General features: G+C 67.9%; 12 protein-coding genes and 2 pseudogenes. 6 read left to right on the forward strand and 8 right to left on the reverse strand.

All coding sequences use genetic code 11. The annotated features are described in order from the left end of the window. Nucleotides 1-8 precede the first annotated feature (8 nt). Nucleotides 9-1,403: a phosphotransferase family protein gene (locus tag GOALK_RS06685; protein ID WP_035753826.1), complete on the reverse strand. Its 1,395-nt coding sequence runs from the start codon at nucleotides 1,401-1,403 to the stop codon at nucleotides 9-11. A gap of 115 nt (nucleotides 1,404-1,518) precedes the next feature. After that, nucleotides 1,519-1,894 (reverse strand): annotated as a pseudogene (locus GOALK_RS06690) (YybH family protein). A 98-nt stretch (nucleotides 1,895-1,992) separates the two neighbouring features. Between GOALK_RS06690 and GOALK_RS06695 the strand changes: the two are divergent. Further along, the gene (locus GOALK_RS06695) at nucleotides 1,993-2,871 is read left to right on the forward strand and encodes a LysR family transcriptional regulator (protein ID WP_006358046.1); all 879 of its coding nucleotides are present in this window, start codon (nucleotides 1,993-1,995) and stop codon (nucleotides 2,869-2,871) included. A 10-nt stretch (nucleotides 2,872-2,881) separates the two neighbouring features. On the opposite strand, the gene GOALK_RS06700 is transcribed toward GOALK_RS06695, so the two are convergent. Genes GOALK_RS06700 through GOALK_RS06710 form a run of 3 tightly spaced genes read right to left on the reverse strand, consistent with a single transcriptional unit; the run spans nucleotide 2,882 to nucleotide 4,808 of the window. Next, entirely contained in the window at nucleotides 2,882-3,658 is a 777-nt protein-coding gene (locus tag GOALK_RS06700) for a hypothetical protein (RefSeq protein WP_006358047.1), read from the reverse strand. A gap of 18 nt (nucleotides 3,659-3,676) precedes the next feature. After that, on the reverse strand, nucleotides 3,677-4,117 hold the full coding sequence (locus tag GOALK_RS06705; protein ID WP_006358048.1) for a CoA-binding protein: 441 nt from the start codon (nucleotides 4,115-4,117) through the stop codon (nucleotides 3,677-3,679). 58 nt (nucleotides 4,118-4,175) lie between these two features. After that, entirely contained in the window at nucleotides 4,176-4,808 is a 633-nt protein-coding gene (locus GOALK_RS06710; protein WP_035753667.1) for a TetR/AcrR family transcriptional regulator, read from the reverse strand. Nucleotides 4,809-4,912: 104 nt separating this feature from the next. Between GOALK_RS06710 and GOALK_RS06715 the strand changes: the two genes are divergently transcribed. Both GOALK_RS06715 and GOALK_RS06720 read left to right on the forward strand, forming a co-directional pair. Further along, nucleotides 4,913-6,046 (forward strand): phosphotransferase family protein, encoded by a 1,134-nt coding sequence (locus tag GOALK_RS06715; protein ID WP_006358050.1) that lies wholly within the window; start codon nucleotides 4,913-4,915, stop codon nucleotides 6,044-6,046. 4 nt (nucleotides 6,047-6,050) lie between these two features. Continuing rightward, a complete protein-coding gene (locus GOALK_RS06720; RefSeq protein WP_006358051.1) occupies nucleotides 6,051-7,187 on the forward strand; it encodes an Rv3169 family protein in 1,137 nt (378 codons plus the stop codon). Here GOALK_RS06720 and GOALK_RS06725 read toward each other — a convergent pair. Next, the gene (locus GOALK_RS06725) at nucleotides 7,184-8,251 is read right to left on the reverse strand and encodes a polyhydroxyalkanoate synthase family protein (protein ID WP_006358052.1); all 1,068 of its coding nucleotides are present in this window, start codon (nucleotides 8,249-8,251) and stop codon (nucleotides 7,184-7,186) included. The genes GOALK_RS06720 and GOALK_RS06725 overlap by 4 nt on opposite strands. 227 nt (nucleotides 8,252-8,478) lie before the next feature. Between GOALK_RS06725 and GOALK_RS06730 the strand changes: the two genes are divergently transcribed. Then, nucleotides 8,479-9,048: a type 1 glutamine amidotransferase domain-containing protein gene (locus tag GOALK_RS06730; protein WP_006358053.1), complete on the forward strand. Its 570-nt coding sequence runs from the start codon at nucleotides 8,479-8,481 to the stop codon at nucleotides 9,046-9,048. 2 nt (nucleotides 9,049-9,050) lie between these two features. Here the strand turns inward: GOALK_RS06730 and GOALK_RS06735 are convergent, their stop codons facing one another. Next, on the reverse strand, nucleotides 9,051-9,668 hold the full coding sequence (locus GOALK_RS06735) for a maleylpyruvate isomerase family mycothiol-dependent enzyme (protein ID WP_006358054.1): 618 nt from the start codon (nucleotides 9,666-9,668) through the stop codon (nucleotides 9,051-9,053). Between the two features lie 136 nt (nucleotides 9,669-9,804). Between GOALK_RS06735 and GOALK_RS06740 the strand changes: the two are divergent. Beyond that, a pseudogene (locus GOALK_RS06740) lies at nucleotides 9,805-11,126 on the forward strand (aspartate aminotransferase family protein). Between the two features lie 24 nt (nucleotides 11,127-11,150). Here GOALK_RS06740 and GOALK_RS06745 read toward each other — a convergent pair. Beyond that, a complete protein-coding gene (locus GOALK_RS06745; protein WP_006358057.1) occupies nucleotides 11,151-13,178 on the reverse strand; it encodes an OPT family oligopeptide transporter in 2,028 nt (675 codons plus the stop codon). 205 nt (nucleotides 13,179-13,383) lie between these two features. Between GOALK_RS06745 and GOALK_RS06750 the strand changes: the two genes are divergently transcribed. Further along, the gene (locus tag GOALK_RS06750) at nucleotides 13,384-14,043 is read left to right on the forward strand and encodes a TetR/AcrR family transcriptional regulator (RefSeq protein WP_006358058.1); all 660 of its coding nucleotides are present in this window, start codon (nucleotides 13,384-13,386) and stop codon (nucleotides 14,041-14,043) included. The last annotated feature ends 119 nt before the right edge of the window (nucleotides 14,044-14,162 follow it).

Below are 14,162 nucleotides of genomic sequence, written 5' to 3' on the forward strand. Positions count from 1 at the left end.
TCACGCGGTCACGGATGCGGGACCGCGAAGTACTTCGGGTTGGCGACCAGCAACCGCGCCCGGACGTCGGCGGCGATCGCTGCGCGCACCTTCTCGTCGGTGCCGTCGAGTTCGCCGGACCGCAGCGCGTCGCACAGGGCACGCTGATCGGCGACGCCCAGGGCCGCCAGGCGCTGAGCACTCTCCGCGGCGTGGGTCGCGCCGAGCAGCACCTGGCGCCGGACGACGTCCACGACGTTGCCGGCGACCCGGGTGTGGAACCTGACCTGCGGTGACATCTCGGCGGTCACGGAGTCGGAGCGCAGGAAGCCGGCGAGGGCATCGAGCAACTCGAACGACGACGGCGACCCGTGCGGCTCCTCGTCGGGGACAGTGGCTTCGACGCCCAGCGGATCCGGGACAACCTCCGGCGAGACGACTCCCAGATCGAGCAGAGCGTCGAATTCCTGCTCGGCACTTCGTCGTCCGATCGCGGCGAGTTCGACGGACCGTTCGATGCCGTCGAGGTGCCGGTTGGCCTGCACCGCACAGATCAGACCCCACTTCACCGTGGCGTACAACTCCCACCAGCGGAGGGCTTCTTCGGTGGGTCGCCACCCGGCCACCTCGGCATAGGCGTCGAGAAGTGAAGCACGCTCGCCCATTCCGGCGACCGGGGTGGCGCCGCCGAAACGCCAGGCCTTCGCGCACAGCCAGCCGAGATCCTCGACGGGGTCGCCGATGTGGACAAGTTCCCAATCGAGCACCGCGGCAACACCATCGGCATCGACGAGGAGGTTACCGAGCCGGAAATCACCATGGACGACGCAGGAACCGGGAGACGACGGCGGCGGATTGGCCACGAGCCACTGGGTCGCGAGGACCAGGCCGGCCGGCATCGCGTCGAACTCACGCGGGAACAGCGCGTGAAGCGCCTCGACCGGGTCGACGAGTTCGTCGAGTCCCGGCGTCTGCGTGGCGTCGATGCGGTGGACGCGCGCCAGGATCCCGCCGCACTGCTCGACGAACCGGCCGCGTGCGGCGGCATACGTGTCGTCGCGGAGGATCCGCCGCGGGATCGACTCTCCACCGATGAAATTCATTGCCAGGTAGGGGAACCCGAGGACGCTGTCGTCGCCCAGGCCGACGTCGAGGATCTCCGGCACCGGAACCCCGGCGTCGGCGGCGGCCCGCAGGACCTCGGCTTCCGCGCCCAGTCCCCCGTCGTCCTCCGCGGCCGGAACGGCGCGGATGATGATCGGTTCGGGTACGCCGGCGGCGTCGACGAGGGTCGCGGCGTAGGTCGCGCGACTCGCGCCCGCGGGTAGTTGCCTGGCGGATTCGACCGACACCGGGGCGCCTCGCATCGTGCCGAGTCGTTCGGCGACTCGTGCGGCGACTTCGCCGGCCTCAGGCACTCCCACGCAGACCCATCCCTTCACGCGCCGATCGACTGCCGTGCCGGTGTAATCCCCGACACAGCGAAGCTAGCACGGAAGCTGAATCCACTGTCAGAAAAACGGCCGTGGCGGCCCGGCGTCAGCGCGCCGGGGTCTGGAACTCCGGCTGATCGATGATGCGCACCCAGGATCCGTCGGAGCGTCGGGTGACGACCTGTGCGCGAGCACCTGCGCCGTCGCGCGGCGGGGTCGAGGTCAAGGCCACATCGTCGCCGAAGACGAGCGTCGGCAGCGGGGGTTCGGCGACGAAGGTCGGCCGGTGTTCGAGGACCGAGGCCCAGAGGTCCCGGATCGCCGCCCTGCCCCGGGTGACCTGCCCCGGCGGGAAGGCCATGACCGCGTCCTCGTGGTAGATGGTAGAGCGACGCGACGGCGTCGGCATCGCCGGCGTTGGAGAACTCGACGAAGAGTCGGGTGACGTCTTCGGGGGTGCGGGCGGTTTCGCGGTTGGTCATGACTTCCTTTCAGCTGGACTTTCCAGGCTCCTTCACCATGCGTCGCCGGCATGAATAATTCCAAGTGATGGTTGTGATGGTGGGTATCATCCTCAGTTATGGAGATGCGCCAGCTCGAGTACTTCGTCGCCGTGGCCGACGAGGAGAGCTTCACCTCGGCGGCGCAGCGGGTGCACACCACGCAACCCAACATCAGCGCACAGATCCGAGGCCTCGAACGCGAGCTGGGATCAGCGCTCTTCGATCGCTCCGCACGGTCGGTCCGGCTCACCGATGCCGGGCGGGCCGCCCTCCCCGCAGCTCGCGCGGCTCTGGCTGCGGCCCGAGAGGTGACCGATGCGGTGTCAGAGGTTCGCGGCCTGCTCCGCGGGAGTCTGTCGGTGGGAATGGTCGAGGGGTGCACCATCGCACCGCTGTTCGCCGCATTGGGCACCTTCGGTTCCGCCCATCCGAAAGTCGCTCTGAGCCTGCGGGAATCCCCATCGGATCAACTGATCTCCTCGGTCGTCGACGGCAGTCTCGACGTGGCGCTGACCGGCTACGGCGACGAGCTACCGCGCGGCATCGAATCACTCACCGTCATCGCCGAACCCGTCGTCGCGGTGGTCCCGGCCGACGTAGAGCGAAGCACCTCCACCGGGCTTGCGGACCTGCGACAACGGTCTCTCATCTGCCTGCCGCGCGGCGCGGGTATCCGGGCCGTCTTCGACGACGCCGCAGTCGCGCAGGGCGGTCCCATCCGACCCGCGATCGAGGCGTCGTCTCCCGACGCGATCGTCGAATTGGTGTGCGGCGGCATGGGAACCGGCATCCTGAGTGCATCCATCGCCGCGGCGGACGATCGGGTAACCGGCCTGCCGATCGAGGGCGTCGACGTCCGCGCACGACTCGGCTTCCTGTGGAGAAGCGACCCGTCTCCCGCGACGCGACGGTTCGTCGACGTCGCCCACGAGGCCTTCGGCCTCGGTCCGGACTGACGCGGCGAGCTCAGCTCGCCAGCGCGTCCCCGGTCTCTTCGGTCGGCTTCTCCGGAACAGCCGGGTCGATCGGATCATCGGTGGGTGCGCCGGCGATCCAGTCGCCGATGCTCAATCCGCGACGGCCCCAACGATGGTCGAACCTCTGCGCCCGCGCGGTAGCCTTCTCCAGCTTGGCCGGCGAGTAGCGGCGCCGGGCCCACGTCGACTTCGGCCGGGCCAGACGGATGGCACCGGCCCACGCGAAGATCGGGATGAAGACGCCGACGATCGCGGTCGAGTACTTGCCCTTGACGACGCAGAAGATGGCGGCGGCGATGTTGATCGGTGCGGTCAGGGCGAACGCGATGGGGCCGAACTCGACGTCCGCCTCCACGTTGAACGGGTTGAAGCCGAGGATGACCATCCCCAGGGCGGCCACCGTCAGGGCGACGACCTGCACCGAGAGTTGGCCTTCGCGTGACCAATACACGTCCTGGAGACGGAGGATCAGCGCGAACTCGTCGAGCACCAGCGATGCGCCGACCCCGACCAGGACAGCACTGATCGACGCACCCGGTTCGACGCCGTTCACGCCGACGGAGATGAACGCCCCGACGATCATCAGGGCGAGCCCCGGGACCATGTGGTGGACGTGGAGGCCATCGGACACGTTGTTCTTGAACGGTCCCTTGCCGGCGCGGATCAGCCGGGTGATCACCCGTGTCACCACGAAGGTCACCGTGAACGAGGCGAACAACAGGAACAGCGGAAGTCGTTGATGTGTCAGATCATCGAGGAACTCCACCGTCGACTCACTCCCTCATCATGCGGGCACGATGCCCGTGCGCCGCTGCTCGATGATCAGGCAGCGGTCCTCCACGTAGAGCAGTCCGGCGTCCTCGGCGATCTTGCGGGCTTCCTCCGACCGGATTCCGAGCTGCAGCCACAGCGCCGTCGCGCCGGCCTCGACCGCGGCGCGCGCAACGTCGGCGCACTCGGGACCGGGGCGGAACACGTCGACGAGGCCGACCTGTTCGGGGACGTCGGCGAGCGATCGGTGGACCTTCTCGCCGACGATCTCGTCGGCGGTCGGGTTGACCGGGATGATCCGCCACCCGAGGTGCTTCATGTGCGCGGGCACCTCGTTGGCGGGCTTGGCCGTGTTGGCACTGGCACCGACCACGGTGATGGTGTCGTAGGTGGACAGGATCTTCTCGACGATCTCGTCTGTGGTGCGGGGGCCGGCGGAGTCTGGGGTAGCCATTCTGTGAGTGTATGTGCCGACGACGGACGATTCGCCACGTCACCGGCGATCGGAAGGGTCAGCGCATCACACCGTGAAGGACGATGGCCACCAATCGCTCTGCCCAGGTGTCGTCGAATTCCTGGTCCCGCAGCAGAAGCACGTGCAACATCGCCGATCCGCCGACCACCTCGATCAGACGGTCGGGGTCGACGTCGGGGTGCACCTCGCCGCGTTCGACCGCGACCACCAACCTCTCGCGCACACCGCCGAAGACCGCGGCGAAGCCGGCGTGGACACGGGCGGCGAGGGCCGGGTCGGCGGACATGTCGGCGATCAGGCCGGGCAGCGCGACCCGGGTCACCGGTCTCGCGAACAGGTCCCGGGCGGCGTCGACCATCGACCGCAGATCGGCCTCCATCTCTCCGGTCGACGGAGGTAAGCGCGTCATCTGCGCGAACACCACGTCGTGTACGAGCTCGGCCTTACCCGACCATCGCCGGTACAGCGCCGTCTTGGTGGTACCCGCCCGCTCGGCGATCGCGGCCATCGTCAGGCGGTGGTAGCCCACCTCGACGACGAGTCGGGCCGCGGTGTCGAGCACCGCGGAGTCGATCCGCGCATCACGGGGCCGGCCGGCTGCCGCCTCGACGGATTCCGCTCGATCAAGGCCGGCAGCAGCGAGACCAGCACCATCACGTCCAGCGTCCATGGGCCCAACTCTCGTCGCAGTCGCTGTTTTGCCGAAGTCGCTGCGGTCCCGCGACCCGTCTGCTGTCATTACGCTACTCACCGTAGCGAATCTTGGGGGTGCCCGTGGCCACCGAACCCGCCGTCGAACGCATCGACCACCTACAACGATCCAGCAGGGACAACACCTCGGTCCCGGACATCCTCGCGTCTTGGCTCGCCCGACAACCCGACACCCCCGACGCCACTCCGGAGGTGACGGTCGCGGCCGGTGGCGACGCCAACGGCATGTCGTCGGAGACCATCCCGGTCACCGCGACCTGGCCGGGCTCCGACACCCGCGAGTGGGTGATGCGGATGGCGCCCGCGGCCGGTGACATCCCGGTGTTCCGCACCTACCGGATGGACCATCAGTTCGAGGTCATGCGCAAGGTCGCCGCACTGACCGACGTCCCGGTCCCGCGCGTGCATCACCTCGAGCCGACGGGATCGCTACTCGGTGCGCCGTTCTTCCTCATGGACCGTCTGGAGGGTGACGTGCCGCCCGATGTCATGCCGTACACGTTCGGCGACAACTGGTTTGCCGACGCGGACCCGGCCGATCGTCGTCGTGCGCAGGACTCCGCGGTCCACGTCATCGCCGACCTGCACGCCATCCCCGACGCGGCGGAGCACTTCGATTTCCTGCTCGACGACCTGCCCGCGGGGGACTCGATCCTGGCGCGACTGCTCGCCTGGCTGCAGGACTGGTACGACCTGTCGGTCGAGGACATCGGTAGGTCACCCCTCGTCGAACGGGCTCTGGAGTGGCTCACCACGAACTTCCCCGACGACGCCGCCTCCGCCGACCCCGTGCTGTCGTGGGGCGACTCCCGGCTGGGCAACATGATGTTCGTCGACTTCGAACCGACCGCCGTGCTCGACTGGGAGATGGCGAAGATCGGCCCACGCGAGCTCGATGCGGCATGGGTGATATTCGCGCACAGCGTGTTCCAGGAGCTCGCGACGATGGCCGGACTTCCCGGCCTACCCGACCTCCTCCGCGAGGAGGACGTCCGCGCAACCTATCGGGAACGTTCCGGCGCCGAGCTGGGCGACCTGCGCTGGTTCTATGTCTACGCCGCCGTGCAGTGGTGCTGCGTCTTCATGCGTACCGGCGCCCGACGCGTGCACTTCGGCGAACTCGAGCGGCCCGACGACGTCGACGGCACGCTCTTCTACCACCGTCCACTGCTCGAACGTCTCCTCGAGGAAGGCTGATCGCATGTCCGGTCTCGGACCGCTCGACGAGTTCCCGATTCATCAACTGCCACAACCGATCGCGTGGCCCGCGAACTCCGATCGCAACTTCTACGACCGCGCCTATCTCAACGCCCACGATCGCAGCGGCAGCATCTTCTTGATAACCGGGATCGGTTACTACCCCAACCTCGGGATCAAGGATGCCTTCGTCCTGATCCGGCGTCGCCAGGACGACGGTCCGGACACCCAGACCGCGGTGCACCTGTCCGATGCCATCGACGGTGATCGCCTCGACCAGCATGTCGGCGGTTACCGGCTCGCCGTCGACGAGCCCTTGCGCTCACTGCATCTCACTCTCGAGGAGACCGAGGGTATCGCCGTCGACCTGCACTGGGAAGGCCTGTTCGACCCAGTCCTCGAGCAGCCCCACATCATGCGGCAGGGCACCAAGGTCACCCTCGATGCACAGCGCTTCGCCCAGGTGGGCACCTGGCGCGGGTCCATCACCGTCGACGGCGAACACATCGCGGTCGACCCGTCCACATGGATCGGGACCCGCGACCGATCCTGGGGAATCCGGCCGGTAGGCGAGCCGGAACCCGCAGGGCGACCGGCAGATCCGCCCTTCGAAGGCATGTGGTGGCTGTACGTGCCGATGGCCTTCGACGACTTCCAGCTCGTCCTCATCGTCCAGGAGGAGCCCAACGGATTCCGCACCCTCAACGACTGCTCCCGCGTGTGGAAGGACGGCCGCGTCGAACAACTCGGCTGGCCGCGAATCTCGGTGCACTACGCCTCAGGGACCCGGATTCCCACCGGTGCAACCATTTCCGCCACCGCATCGGACGGATCGGCGGTGACGTTCGAGGTGGAGTCACTTCTCCCCGTCCCGATCCACGTCGGGGGCGGTTACGGTGGCGATCCCGACTGGCTCCACGGTGTCTGGCGAGGTGAGGACTTCACCGAGCGGCTCACCTACGACATGACCAGCCCGGAGATCGTGGGGCGCATGCCGTTCGGCGTCATCGACCACGTGGGACGGGCGACCTGCCGGGAAGGCGACGGCACCACCCGCACGGGCTGGGGCCTGTTCGAGCACGGTGCGCTCGGCCGCCACGACCCGTCGGGCTTCGCCGACTGGCTCAGCGTCGCACCCTAGTTCAGACTCGACAGGAATTCGTCGATCCGCGGCCACGTCTGCTCGACGGCCGCCGACCCGGCGATGAGTCCGAGATGGCTGGTCTCGACGGTCGCGAACTCGACGCGAGGTGACCCGGTGAACAGATCGACGCCGTGGTGGGCCGCCGCCCAGCTGACGATGGCGTCGCGGTGGCTGCCGAACAGTTGCACCGGCACCGAGACCTTCGCGAGGTCGACGGTGACGTCGTCGAAGGTGAGGACGCCGCGTGCCAGCTCGCCGCGCATGATGAAGTTTTCCCACATCTGCTCGGACGCCTTGCCCGGATATCCGGGCATCGTCTCCTGGAAACGGTCGATGGCCTTCATCCGAGTCAGCGCCTCGGTGTCGTCGGCGTTGCGGATGATGTAGCCGGGCTTCTTGAGTTCCCGCTGCCAGGCGGTGCCGCGGTAGGCGGTCCGCACGAGCGGGGCCGGGATGCCACCCAGGGCTCGCAGCGCGAGCGACACCGGTTTGGTCCCGATGGGCCGCATCAGGGTCTTCACCAGCGGGTACGGCGGGACCTGGTCGTAGTCCAGGGGGGTTCCGACCGCTGTGATCGACCGCACCGGCAGACCAGGGTCCGCGGCGGCGGTGAGGAACGAGATGGTGCCGCCGAGACTCCAGCTGAGCAGGTCGACGCCCTCGCCGGTCGACCGGCCGCCATCGAAGTCCGCCAGGGTCGCGGCGATCGCGCCGGGCACGATGTCGGCGAAGAAGTCGGCGAACCCGAGGTGGCGGTCGCCGCGGGTCATGTCCCCGAAGTCGAGCACGTACGGCACCCGTCCGGTGGAGAGCAGGTGTTCGACGACGCTCAGTCCCGGGGAGAGGTCGTAGCAGTCGGTCGACACCGCCAGCGGCGGGACGAGCAGCACCGGCCGCGTCGAGGCCCGCCGGGCGGAGTCGAGTTGTTCGACCGTGCCGTACCGCCGCACCTGCCGGTGCGGCGCGGTCACGAGCACGGTGTGCGGGGTTTGGTGCGATTCCCCGATCTCCCCGCCTCGGGCCAGGTGAACCAGCGTCGCGACGCCGTCGAGACCACCCATGACCGCTTCCCCCTTCACTTCGTCCGCCCCCGCGGGCGCGCGTGATCGCAGGCCATTCAACACGGTGCGTCGGCGAGCGACATGGTTGGGGCAGAGCGTGGGCGGGTATGTCCGGATCGAGGCACCACGGCGGGAGGCCGGTGCCGGCGATCAAGACGCGGTCGAACCGATCAGCCCGCACGGCGTTGCACATCCCTGTCCGCCGGTGCGTACGAGGAGGAGACACCATGGCCGAAGAACTCAACAACGTCACCGTCGCATTCCTGGTGGCCACCGAGGGTGCCGAGCAGGTGGAACTCACCGAGCCCTGGAAGTCTGTCGAGGCCTGCGGCGGGAAGCCGGTTCTGGTGTCCACCGATTCCGGCACCATCCAGGCCTTCGATCACCTGGACAAGGCCGACACCTTCCCCGTCGACAAGGTCCTCGAGGATGCCCGCATCGCCGACTTCGACGCCCTGGTTCTCCCCGGTGGCGTCGCCAACCCCGACTTCCTGCGCGCCTCGGCGCCGGCCGTGCGCTTCGTGCGTGGCTTCTTCGAGGCCGGTAAACCGGTCGCCGCGATCTGCCACGCACCGTGGACCCTCATCGAGGCCGACGTCGTACGCGGCCGCACCCTCACCTCGTTCCCCAGCATCAAGACCGACGTCATCAACGCCGGCGGCAACTGGATCGACGAAGAGGTCGTGACCTGTCGAAGCGGCGACAACGTGCTGATCACCAGCCGCAAGCCCGACGACCTCCCGGCGTTCAACGCCGCGATCGTCGCCGAGTTCGCCCACAGCCGGGTTCCCGGCTGAGGTCACACCACCGAGATCGGACCCTGCTCGCGTCCGGTGAGGATCAGCAACGCCTGCTCGCCCTGGCCGGTCAGCTCGGCCGCCTCCACCGCCGTGGCCAGGGCCGAGGCGAGCACCGTCCGCGGCAGCGTCGACGACGATCCGATGGCGCGGGCGATGTCGAGTCCGTGGACGGCCAGTTCGAAGGTTCTCGTCGGCAGATAGTGGGACAACAGGATCGAGCCCCACGGGGTGGCGACCCGCCGGTCGGCGATACCGCTGATCGCCTCGGCCGCGCGGTCCCGGCGTTCGGTCGCCCTTCGGAGCGGGTCTTCGCCGAGGTCGACGCCGGCGGCGACGCCGCGCGCGGTCACCTCCGGCGAGGACGCCAGCCCCTGGATTCGGGCGTAATAGCCTGCCACCGAATCGATGTCGACGACGTCCGGCTCGAGTTGGGCGAGATAGTCGGCGACCGTCGTCAACGAGCGGCTCGTGTGTCCGACCAGTGAACGGACCGACCAGTCCCCCAGTCCCGGCTGGTCCCACTGCTGCGGGCTCACCTCGGCGACCAGTGCCAGATAATGGTCGGCGCCCGCGAGGTAGTCCTCGATCGCCGCGCTCAACGGTTGCTCGACTGCCATGGTGTCTCCCTGGTTCTTCGGAGGAAACCGACTGCACAGCACACGATATTCGGCGTCGTGCCGCCGTGGTGTCCGAGGTCACCTGGGCCCCGGTCTGGATGCGCGCGGAGTGGTCGTCGCTCGTACGGTGTCTGTCATGACCACGCAGCCCGACAGCATCACCGGCGCCGCAGGCGTCGACACCCGCAATCTCGTCCGCTACGGCGGCCAGTTCTCGCCGGAGCTGATCGTCCGGGCATCGGGCAGCTGGGTCCACACCGCGGACGATCGACCCGTTCTCGACTTCACCTCGGGACAGATGTCGGCGATCCTCGGGCATTCGCATCCGGACATCGTCGCGACCGTCACCCGGCAGATCGGCGAACTCGATCACCTGTTCAGCGGGATGATCTCGCCTCCGGTACTGGAACTGTCGGCCCGGCTGTCGGACACGCTGCCCGACGCTCTCGACAAGGTGCTGCTGCTGAGCACCGGCGCGGAGTCCAACGAGGCCGCGATCCGCATGGCCAAGCTCGTCACCGGCAAGCACGAGATCGTGTCCTTCGCGCGGTCGTGGCACGGCATGACGCATGCCGCGGCGGCGTCGACCTACAGCGCCGGCCGCACGGGTACGGTCCGGTCGCGCCCGGCAATTTCGCGTTGCCGACGCCCAACCCCTACCGCCCCGACTTCACCAACCCCGACGGCGCTCTCGACTGGCAGCGCCAGCTCGACTTCGGTTTCGAACTCATCGACGCCCAGTCGACCGGATCGTTGGCGGCGTGCATCGTCGAACCGATCCTCTCCTCGGGCGGTGTGATCGACCCACCGGCCGGTTATTTCGCCGCACTCAAACGCAAGTGCGAGGAGCGCGGGATGCTGCTCATCGTCGACGAGGCGCAGACCGGACTGTGCCGCACCGGTTCCTGGTACGCCTTCGAGCGCGACGGCATCGTGCCCGACATCCTCACCCTGTCGAAGACGCTCGGTGCGGGGCTCCCGCTCGCCGCGGTCATCACCACCGCCGAGATCGAGCAGGCAGCCCACGACCGGGGCTACCTCTTCTTCACCACCCACGTGTCCGACCCGCTGGTGGCGGCCGTCGGCGTGACCGTGCTCGACGTCCTGCAGCGCGACGGCCTCGACACCCGTGCAGCACAAGCAGGTTCGGCCCTACGCGCCGGACTGCTCGAACTACAGGAGCGCCACGAATGCGTGGGCGACGTACGCGGCCGCGGACTCATGCAGGGCATCGAACTCGTCACCGACCGTGCGACCAAGCAGGGCGCCGACCGGCTCGGGTCTGCCGTGACCGCACGGTGTTTCGAGCTCGGACTCCACATGAACGTCGTCCAGCTACCGGGCATGGGCGGGATCTTCCGCATCGCACCCCCGCTGACCGCCTCCGACGAGGAGATCCGCACCGGTCTCGACATCCTCGACACCGCCATCGCCGAATGCGTCTCGGCGGCAGTCTGATCCGCCGAGACTGACCTCTCGGTCTCAGCCCTTGGGGTCGGTCTTGGTGGTGTCACCGGCGTCGAAAGCAGCCGCCTTCTCCGGCACCACACCGCTGGCGGCGGCCAGCTTGGCGATGCGGTCGTAGAGCAGGGCGACGACGCCGGCGAACACGATGACGCCGAGGATCTGCGCCCAGGTCTCGAAGCCGTCGCCGACGATGGCCAGCACGGAGTCGTCGCCGGTCGCGGCGACGATGCCCGCGAAGACCACGCCGAACAGTGCCTCACCGACGATCAGGCCGGTCGCGAGCAGCACTCCCATGCGCTTCTTGTGTTCGACTGCGCCGCCGCTGCGCTCGGCCCAGCGGTTGTAGAAGTGACCGAGGAAGGCGCCCACCGGGATGATCAGGGTGACCGACATCGGCAGGTACATGCCCATGCCGACCGCGAGCGGCGGCAGCCGGAACTTGCCCGCACGACCCAGCAGTTCGTCGATGAGGATGACGATCGCGCCGATGAGGGCTCCGAGTCCGATGAGGGCCCAGTTCAGATCGGCGCCGAGCACACCCTTGGCGAGGGTGGACAGCAGGCCCGCCTGCGGTGCGGCCAGAGCGTCGGGGCCGGCGCCGGGAGCACCCACGAAACCGAAGACGTCGTACATCAGTCCGAGGATCGGCGGGATGATCGCCGAACCGAAGAGCACACCGATCACCAACGCCACCTGCTGCTTCCACGGTGTCGCGCCGACCAGCTGACCGGTCTTGAGGTCCTGCAGGTTGTCATTGGAGATCGTCGCGACGCCGAAGACCACCGCGGCCGTGAACAACGTGTAGGCGATCAGGGCGTCGGTTTGGGCGGAGTCGGCACCACCGAAGGTCGCCTTGATGAGGAGAGCGGCGATGAGGACCACCAGGATGCCGACGCCGGAGATCGGGGAGTTCGACGAGCCGATGAGACCGGCCATGTAGCCGCAGACCGCCGCCACCGCCAGGCCGATGACGAAGACGAAGACGACGCTCACCGCGATGATCCCGGCTGCGCTGCCATCGAGGACCGTGCCGTGCACGAAGTCCCACAGAAGCAGACCGATCGGGATGAGCAGCACGAGGATGCTGCCGCCGACGATGTTGAACGGGATGTCGCGCTCGGTGATGTCTACGGTCACCCCCTCGCGGCGGGACCGCGACGATGCCAATGAGCCCTTGATCCCGCTTGCGATGGGTCCCATCACCTTGATGAGAGTCCAGATCGCAGCGATGGCGATCGCGCCGGCGCCGATCAGCCGGACGTCGTTGGCGAACACCGAGGAGACGACATCGCTGAGCGACTCTCCTGCCTCACCCTGGTTCTGGCTCTCGATGGGCAGCAGGACGCCGTAGGAGATCACCAGACCGACGAGCATCGCGACACCGACGGTGACGCCGACGAGGTGCCCGATGCCGATGAGCGACATCGAGAGTCCGGCACTGAACAGCGTGCCGCCCGCGCCGACCTTGATCGTCGTCGCGATCGAGTCGCTCAAGACCTTCAGCTTCGTCAGCAGAGCGAAACCCGCCGACGCGATCGAACCGATGACGATCGTGCGCAGACCGGCCTTGTTCTCCGCGGCACCGCCGGCCGAGTCGCCGACCTTCAGGACCTCAGCCGCCGCAACACCTTCCGGATAGGGCAAATCGGATCCGGTGACCAGCGCCCGGCGCAGCGGGATCGAATACATCACGCCGAGGATGCCGCCGATCGCACAGACGGCGACCGTGATCCAGTACGGGAATCCCGTCCACCACCCGATGATCACCAGACCGGGGATCACGAAGATGATCGCCGACAGCGTGCCGGCAGCCGACGCGATCGTCTGGACGATGTTGTTCTCCACCACCGAGTGGTTGGCGAAGTACCGCAGGATGCTCATCGAGATCACCGCCGCCGGGATGGCGGTGGCGAACGTGAGCCCGACCTTGAGACCGAGATAGACATTGGCCGCCGTGAAGACGAGGGTGATGACTCCGCCGAGGATGACCCCTCGGAGCGTCAGCTCTCGCAGACTCGTCGTGGCCGTGGGCGTGATCGCCATCAGGTCCCCTCACACAGGTCGTGGACGGCCCGCCGCGTGAGGGCGTGGACCGGATTCACTTGAGTACAGTCGATCCACCTTAGGGCCGGGTGGCCTGACCGACGCAAACCGGTCCGTCCGCGGAGGTCGGCGCGCGCGTCGGGACCCGGATAACAGGTCACAATCCCGGCGCCGCAAGCCTACGACGGTAGGGCATCATCTACCCATGACCGATGGGAAGACGGAGCAGTCTGCCCGTACCCGCCAGGCGCTGATCAGCGCGGCTGAGGAGCTGATCGCGCTGCACGGCGTGTCTGCGGTCTCCAGCAGGCAGATCAGCAAAGCCGCCGGTCAGGGCAACAACTATGCGGTCGGCCATCACTTCGGTTCCAAGGACGACCTGATCCGGGCCACCCTCGACAGACACAACGCCACCATCGATCGAATGCGTCAGAAGGCGCTCGACGCGATCGGACCGGACCCGGAGGTCCGCGACTGGATCCGGTGTCTGGTGTGCCCGGAGATCGAGTATGTCGGCGGGCTCGGCGCCCCGACGTACTTCGCCCGGTTCTTCGCGAATGTCTCCAGCGATCCGGCCACCACCATCCTGCTGTACGAGAAGATGGGCGAGTCGAAACCGCTGCTGGCGATCCTCGAGGGCTTGTACGGTGCGCTGCCGGAGTTCCCCGGTCCCGTTCTCGAGATCCGCAACAACATGACGCGCCACATCATCGTGAACATCCTGGCGGACATCGAGCGCGCCGCCGATTCCGGTGATCGCCCGGTCACGCCCTGGCAGCACCAGTGCTCGATCGTCGTCGACGCCCTCACCGGCATGTGGCTCGCCCCGGTCACCCCGACCACCGCGACCGAGAACCACCCCTGAACAGCGCGCCTGGAAACCGCCCGGTGCAGCGACATCGCCGACATAGTGTCATCGGGCGGCCCCTGGTGGGTGCATTCCATCGGCGGACCTCCTCTCGATCCCTGAGGTGCGAGCGAAGC

The organism is Gordonia alkanivorans NBRC 16433, assembly GCF_000225505.1.
GTDB classification, from domain to species: domain Bacteria; phylum Actinomycetota; class Actinomycetes; order Mycobacteriales; family Mycobacteriaceae; genus Gordonia; species Gordonia alkanivorans.

Coding starts and splice junctions, on each gene's coding strand:
- GOALK_RS06720 (WP_006358051.1), top strand. CDS start 6,051: ATGTCCGGTCTCGGACCGCTCGACGAGTTCCCGATTCATCAACTGCCA.
- GOALK_RS06745 (WP_006358057.1), bottom strand. CDS start 13,178: ATGGCGATCACGCCCACGGCCACGACGAGTCTGCGAGAGCTGACGCTC.
- GOALK_RS06705 (WP_006358048.1), bottom strand. CDS start 4,117: ATGGCTACCCCAGACTCCGCCGGCCCCCGCACCACAGACGAGATCGTC.
- GOALK_RS06725 (WP_006358052.1), bottom strand. CDS start 8,251: ATGGGTGGTCTCGACGGCGTCGCGACGCTGGTTCACCTGGCCCGAGGC.
- GOALK_RS06695 (WP_006358046.1), top strand. CDS start 1,993: ATGGAGATGCGCCAGCTCGAGTACTTCGTCGCCGTGGCCGACGAGGAG.
- GOALK_RS06735 (WP_006358054.1), bottom strand. CDS start 9,668: ATGGCAGTCGAGCAACCGTTGAGCGCGGCGATCGAGGACTACCTCGCG.
- GOALK_RS06750 (WP_006358058.1), top strand. CDS start 13,384: ATGACCGATGGGAAGACGGAGCAGTCTGCCCGTACCCGCCAGGCGCTG.
- GOALK_RS06710 (WP_035753667.1), bottom strand. CDS start 4,808: ATGGACGCTGGACGTGATGGTGCTGGTCTCGCTGCTGCCGGCCTTGAT.
- GOALK_RS06730 (WP_006358053.1), top strand. CDS start 8,479: ATGGCCGAAGAACTCAACAACGTCACCGTCGCATTCCTGGTGGCCACC.